Genomic DNA, 5,335 nt, shown 5'->3' on the forward strand with positions numbered 1-5,335 from the left:
CAGATTTGGCTATTTCTTCTGGCCTCTTTGGGGCTATTTTAGGTGAACCCTAATAGTGCTTATACATAGGCTCATTCTTCTAGTATATTCATACCATCTGTTTACATGATAAAAGTATTTCTGATAGAAATGTTAGGTTCTCTTAAATTCTTGTTTGCAAAAGGGTTTAGTTGTCCAATTATTAATTTAATATACCAAGTTTATTATATTGCACTGAGCACAAATTTACAATCCAGTTTTCTGTCATAATGGATAAAATATACATAAGTTCTATGGTTGTTCGCTATAACGTAATTGCTTTATGTTATAAACTAACGTAGACAAAATGATCCCATAAAACTACTTATTCATAGAACCAGAACTAGTTTCTAGCGTTATTGTTGTTTTCCCTTTCTTTTTAGCTATACTCGAAAAGCGAAATGCCCCTCCGTACTCTCGTGTTACATAAAGTACCACAAAATCCGTGTGGTTGACCATCCACATATTGCGCCAGAAAATAGCAAAACGTTTGGGGACCTTTTCTATGCCTTCTGGCAAAATAGTATCGGAAAAATCCTCTAGAAAATTTGGGGACTTGCCAGAGGGCATATAAGCAAGCGCAACGGCGTATCCAACCTCTGGATACGCCGTTGTTACTTCTTTCAGAACAGAACGCACCATACGGTCAAAATTGCCCTGATTACCAACATAGAACATGGTTACTCCGTGATTTTCGATCAAATCCACCACCGCCGCGTGAATTTTCGGTTTGATGCTTTCTGGACAATCCCGATGGCCAAAGAACGTACAACTTTTCAACTAGTCCACCTCCCTGTACTGTTTTCATCATATCATAATAGCTCGAAATAGTACAGTTACAGGGACTATTTTGCCGTTCCATACTCCTATAATTGTGGTAGTACAGCAAAAGGGACGGTGGTCACATGAAACTGAATGAAGCGGTCAGCCAGCGACTTCAGGAATTGCTGAAAGAGCGAGGTATGACCCAATATCAGTTATCTATGAAAAGCGGCGTTCCTAAGTCTACCATTGGCAACGTTGTAAACTGTATGTACGACTCCGTAAAACTGCGCATCATCCATGAACTGTGTCAGGGCATGAATTTGAACGTCAGTGAGTTTTTTAATTCTTCCATGTTTGAGGAAGAAAATCTTGAACCGTAAGGCTGCCAGTGTGAACTGGCAGCCTTATTTGTTCTGTGGGGGCTGTGGTTTATATGAACATTGTAATCACATGATATAATTTAGATGTCATTAATCATTTCAAGTGTCCAATCGGTTCAAAAAGGAGAATTTAGTATGTTAGAGTTGTTGTCCAATACTGATTGCAACAGTCAAAGCAACTTATCTAATCAAGGTACCAACAGTGTTCATTTAGAAAACAATTTCGTCTATGAACAGTTATCGGATTGGCTGAAGAAAGAAAATATCCATTTGGAAAAAGAAATGTTCCGGGCTGTTTTAGATTCCTCCAGAAAGCTCGTAGATAATTATCTTTCCACGGGAAAGGTAACTTTGCGAACAGCGTGTAGAGATTCATTTTACTTTCATACCTTTACAGCCCCAGATGGCATCCACACAGATGTAAAGCAAGTTCAAAAATATGTTTCTGATTTTTGGAAGGTTTTGAAACCGATCTTAGCCCGAAAAGGTAGTCATTGATCTTTTTACAGCGGTTCCGCGTCCGTCCAGTTGATGTCGCCGTATGCATTGGCGGTCAGGGTGCAGTGCCAGAGGGTACGGTCACGGACCTTGGCGAAGTCAATGGTGCTTTTGCGAGGCGCATAGCGTTCCCCGGCACCGCGCCAGCAGGCCAGGCGAATCTTCTCGCCGGTGTCCAGATTGGTGAAGTAGCAGAACAGGCACATGTGCTTACCCCAAGTGCGGTAATCAAGGCGCAAGCGGAAAGTCCCCGCCTTCTCGGGGCGCTGGTACCGCTGCAGGTTGGCTTTCATGCGTTCTTCATAAGAGGTCAAAATGCCGTAGGGATTCATAGTCTTTGTCCTTTCTGTGATTGGTTGGTTATCGTTCTTTCCGGTGGGCGGCACGCTGCTGCTCCCGGTCGTTCAACAGCTGGATGTTCTCCCGCATACGTTTGACACGGGAAGGGATTTGCTGGGCAGTTTTCAGCTCCTTTCTTGTTTCAGTGATCTGTTTGGTCAGTTCATCCTTTTCCGTGTGGAGAGCCTCACACTCGGTCGGGTCGCGGCAGCGGCGCAGACGGTTGCGGCACTTGGTGCGCCGGGCCTCCAGATCGGTCAGTTTCTGCTCCTGCTCCGATGTAAAAGCAGCTACGTCCTCTGCGGTATTCAGGGAATGCAGTTCCAGAAGATGCAGCTGCTTTTCAATTTCTGCCCAGCGGCGGTAATCCTCCCGCATGGCCGGGTGAGGCGGGCGGTAGTTGGGTGTTGTGGTAGGCAGCTTGCCCAGCAGGTAGCAGTAATACAGGTAGGTGCGGTAGATACCGAACGCCTCCATGATGGCCTTGCGGAAGTCTTGACGCAGCTTCTGGTAATGGGGATGCACCGGCGGGTAACGCTTGTTGTAGATCTCCATGCGTTTGAAAATCCCCATCATTTGATTCTGCTGGATGCGCTGGGTCATTGCCTGCGGGGTGTACTCCTCTCCCAACGTCTTGAAGCGCACGGCACGGCGGTCATGGGGCAGTTTGATGGTTGGGTATTTGTGGTTGGGATTGAAGTCCACCTCATAGCCCATCTTTCGCAGGATGCGGGGCAGATCTCGGGGTGTCTCGCTGCGCAAGATAGCCAGATCAATATCCTGGCGCATGACGTTATACCGAGTAGGCTCTCCGGCTTTTTCGGCCAGGTAGAGGTTACGGGGCACCCGGTGGGCATCCTTTTTGTCTACCACCGAAAGCCCCTGCTCCCGGCACAGTTCATCCGAAGCGTCCTGCAGGGCACGGTAGGTCTTTTTGCAGTCGTTGTACCTCTTGCCGTCCATGAAGGATACCGAGTTGATGACGAAATGGTTGTGACAGCAGTCGGTGTTCAGGTGGGTGGCCACCAGCACCTGAAAGCGGTCACCCCACACCCGTTTGGCCAGTTCCACCCCGATGGCGTGACACTGCTCCGGCGTGACTTCGCCGGGGCGGAAACTCTGGTAGGCGTGGAAGGCCACCGTACCCCCGGCCTTGCCGAATTGCTGTTTGGTCAGCTCCATCTGCTGGCGGGCAATCTCCGGCACACAGTTGACACCGCTGACAAACAGCTGGCTTTCCCGGGTGGTTTTGGCGTCATTGGCGGCATATTGCAGCACGTCGTTCAGGTTGTCCTTGCCCGCAGACAGACCGGTCAGGTCCGGCAGGCGGGTCTTTCCCTCATTTCCGGCATAGCGTATAACCGCATCCAGACGCCCTTTCACGGGCCAGATCTTGGTGACAGCCATCTCTTCTCACTCCTCCTTCTGCGGCACTGTAACCGCTCGCTGTACGGTCAGCAGCGTTTCCAGAATCTCACGCTGCACCTCCGGTGTGTTGTCCTTTTGGTAAAGGGCGGTAAGAGCATCCAGCACCTGCCGGTAGTCAGCGTTGGGCAGTTGACGGGGCATCTGGTTGTGCAGCCGCATGCGGATGTATTGGGAGAGTGTCAGCCCGCATCGGGCGGCCGCCAGTTCAAACAACTTCTTTTCTTCCGCTGTTACCCGGATGTTCATTTGCACGTTTCGAGTCAACATAATTTCACCTCCATATAGCAAAAGACCGGGCATTACTGCTCGGTCTTTGCATTGTTGCGTTGTTGGATTTTCGGGGTTCATAGGGGCTGCGCCCCTTGCCAGCGTCCTGCGCTGGGGCGGCGTATGGCTTGCAAAAGCTATACAAAGCCAGTGCTCGTTACCCCTGCGGACAGGTGTTTTTGTACGGACTGAAAAGGAATCACTCCAGCGCGTCCCCGTACAGAAGGTCCGGCAGGACCGCTTCCTCGGCTGCATTCTTGATTGCATTCATGCGCCCTGCCCAGGCCAGCGGATCGGCCCGTTTGAGGGCTTCATCCACGCCCTGCTGGCGGGCCATCCGGGCGATGGTATCTTCCACCATCTGCCGGACTTCGGCGTCCACATCGGCCAGATGGCTGTGCAGCGTACCTTCCAGAAGCATGAGGTCAAACAGGTCGGGGCGGTGCTCCTGCAGGAACTGCCGCCGCAGTTCGCCGTATTTGCCGATGGGCCGGGTGTCGGTTTCGGGAAGGATCAGATCGGGAATCAGATAGCCGTTGATCTCGGTGTAAGTCAGTTTCATGGTGTGCCTCCTTCAGCGTTCCTGAGTTTCCTTGTTGTAGCCGCGTTTGTGCTGCCAGGTGTGGAGCAGATGGAGAATGACCTGCTGCATCTGCTGCGGGGTGTAGTGTTTGGGGAAATACCGCTGCACGTCCTCCTGATTGAGGAAGAATTTCTGCCGCTGGTTGGGCTTCTCCTCGGTGAGCAGATGATGCAGGTATTCACGGGTCAGCGTTCCCGCCTGGCTCATCTGTTTGAGGGTACGGGACTGGGTGAGGGACGGTGTGGCCTGACAGGCGTCCATCTCCTCTTTGAGCATACGCTGGTGTTCCTCGGTCAGGTAGGAGATCTCTACTGCCGGATTGAAGGCAATCTGGTAGTCGTCCACCATCTGGAGGATGGAAGGGATCAGGTAGGTCAAACGGATATATCGCTTTACTTGATTCCGGCTATCACCAGCCGCTTGTCCTACTATTTCACTGCTCAACCTCGGCCCAAGTTGGGCCGAAGTCTGCTCGGGCCTTTTGCCCTGATGTTTTATGGCTTCCATCTTCATCTTATAGGCAAACGCCTTTTCGCTGGGCAGGATATGCTCCCGCTGGATGTTGCTGTCCACCATCAGGATCACCGCCTCATCGTCAGTCATATTCCGGACTAGCACCGGCAGTTCGGTGATGCCCAGAGCCTCGCAGGCGGCCTTGCGGCGGTGTCCGCTGACAATCTCGTAGCGGCCATCCCCACGGGGTCGGACCAGCAGCGGTGAGAGGACACCGTACTCCCGGATGCTTTCCTTCAGTTGTTCCATCTCCTCGCCGCTGGCCACCCGGAAGGGGTGTTCCTGAAAGGGTTCCAGCAGACTGGCTGAAAGAGTAATTACTTTTTCAGCCGGTGCGTTTTGGACTTGGTTTTCTGCCATGACAATACGCTTCCTTTCTTGGTAAAAATAAGGCTTGCAAGAGGCGTTTTGTGCCCAAAAATGTATACGAAAAACCGGGTACATTTTCAGAAAATCCAGATTTTCCGGGCCCAAAATCGCCTTTTGAACAAAAAGTAGGCATAAAAAATCCCCCTGCAACTGAAATCAGTAGCAGGGGGATTGG

Annotated in this window: 9 protein-coding genes; 2 read left to right on the forward strand and 7 right to left on the reverse strand. The window is 51.0% G+C overall.

Annotated elements, in window-relative coordinates:
* Positions 1 to 339: 339 nt before the first annotated feature.
* Positions 340 to 798: a hypothetical protein gene (locus Q0526_RS16670; protein WP_298736116.1), complete on the reverse strand. Its 459-nt coding sequence runs from the start codon at positions 796 to 798 to the stop codon at positions 340 to 342.
* Between the two features lie 125 nt (positions 799 to 923).
* Here Q0526_RS16670 and Q0526_RS16675 point away from each other — a divergent pair, with 125 nt between their 5' ends.
* Together Q0526_RS16675 and Q0526_RS16680 are read left to right on the forward strand one after the other, a co-directional pair.
* Positions 924 to 1,163 carry a helix-turn-helix transcriptional regulator gene (locus Q0526_RS16675; RefSeq protein ID WP_298736121.1) on the forward strand — a complete coding sequence of 80 codons (240 nt, stop codon included), beginning with the start codon at positions 924 to 926 and terminating at the stop codon, positions 1,161 to 1,163.
* A gap of 135 nt (positions 1,164 to 1,298) precedes the next feature.
* Positions 1,299 to 1,661 carry a hypothetical protein gene (locus tag Q0526_RS16680; protein ID WP_298736124.1) on the forward strand — a complete coding sequence of 121 codons (363 nt, stop codon included), beginning with the start codon at positions 1,299 to 1,301 and terminating at the stop codon, positions 1,659 to 1,661.
* 5 nt (positions 1,662 to 1,666) lie between these two features.
* On the opposite strand, the gene Q0526_RS16685 is transcribed toward Q0526_RS16680, so the two are convergent.
* The 6 genes from Q0526_RS16685 to Q0526_RS16710 form a co-directional block, all read right to left on the reverse strand.
* The gene (locus Q0526_RS16685) at positions 1,667 to 1,993 is read right to left on the reverse strand and encodes a hypothetical protein (protein ID WP_298736127.1); all 327 of its coding nucleotides are present in this window, start codon (positions 1,991 to 1,993) and stop codon (positions 1,667 to 1,669) included.
* 28 nt (positions 1,994 to 2,021) lie between these two features.
* Positions 2,022 to 3,407: a relaxase/mobilization nuclease domain-containing protein gene (locus tag Q0526_RS16690; RefSeq protein ID WP_298736129.1), complete on the reverse strand. Its 1,386-nt coding sequence runs from the start codon at positions 3,405 to 3,407 to the stop codon at positions 2,022 to 2,024.
* A gap of 6 nt (positions 3,408 to 3,413) precedes the next feature.
* The gene (locus tag Q0526_RS16695) at positions 3,414 to 3,695 is read right to left on the reverse strand and encodes a toxin-antitoxin system protein (protein WP_298736131.1); all 282 of its coding nucleotides are present in this window, start codon (positions 3,693 to 3,695) and stop codon (positions 3,414 to 3,416) included.
* Positions 3,696 to 3,894: 199 nt separating this feature from the next.
* Positions 3,895 to 4,257: a TnpV protein gene (locus Q0526_RS16700; protein ID WP_298736134.1), complete on the reverse strand. Its 363-nt coding sequence runs from the start codon at positions 4,255 to 4,257 to the stop codon at positions 3,895 to 3,897.
* A 12-nt stretch (positions 4,258 to 4,269) separates the two neighbouring features.
* The gene (locus Q0526_RS16705; RefSeq protein ID WP_298736138.1) at positions 4,270 to 5,151 is read right to left on the reverse strand and encodes a ParB/RepB/Spo0J family partition protein; all 882 of its coding nucleotides are present in this window, start codon (positions 5,149 to 5,151) and stop codon (positions 4,270 to 4,272) included.
* Positions 5,117 to 5,335: hypothetical protein (locus Q0526_RS16710; RefSeq protein ID WP_298736141.1), on the reverse strand; the 219-nt coding region annotated here is incomplete at its 5' end. The genes Q0526_RS16705 and Q0526_RS16710, both read right to left, overlap by 35 nt.

The sequence above is a fragment of the uncultured Subdoligranulum sp. genome (genome assembly GCF_937890665.1).

Bases quoted from the DNA above. Each gene is read 5' to 3' on its own strand.
- Q0526_RS16695 (WP_298736131.1), bottom strand. From the start codon at position 3,695: ATGTTGACTCGAAACGTGCAAATGAACATCCGGGTAACAGCGGAAGAA.
- Q0526_RS16700 (WP_298736134.1), bottom strand. From the start codon at position 4,257: ATGAAACTGACTTACACCGAGATCAACGGCTATCTGATTCCCGATCTG.
- Q0526_RS16675 (WP_298736121.1), top strand. From the start codon at position 924: ATGAAACTGAATGAAGCGGTCAGCCAGCGACTTCAGGAATTGCTGAAA.
- Q0526_RS16680 (WP_298736124.1), top strand. From the start codon at position 1,299: ATGTTAGAGTTGTTGTCCAATACTGATTGCAACAGTCAAAGCAACTTA.
- Q0526_RS16705 (WP_298736138.1), bottom strand. From the start codon at position 5,151: ATGGCAGAAAACCAAGTCCAAAACGCACCGGCTGAAAAAGTAATTACT.
- Q0526_RS16690 (WP_298736129.1), bottom strand. From the start codon at position 3,407: ATGGCTGTCACCAAGATCTGGCCCGTGAAAGGGCGTCTGGATGCGGTT.
- Q0526_RS16685 (WP_298736127.1), bottom strand. From the start codon at position 1,993: ATGAATCCCTACGGCATTTTGACCTCTTATGAAGAACGCATGAAAGCC.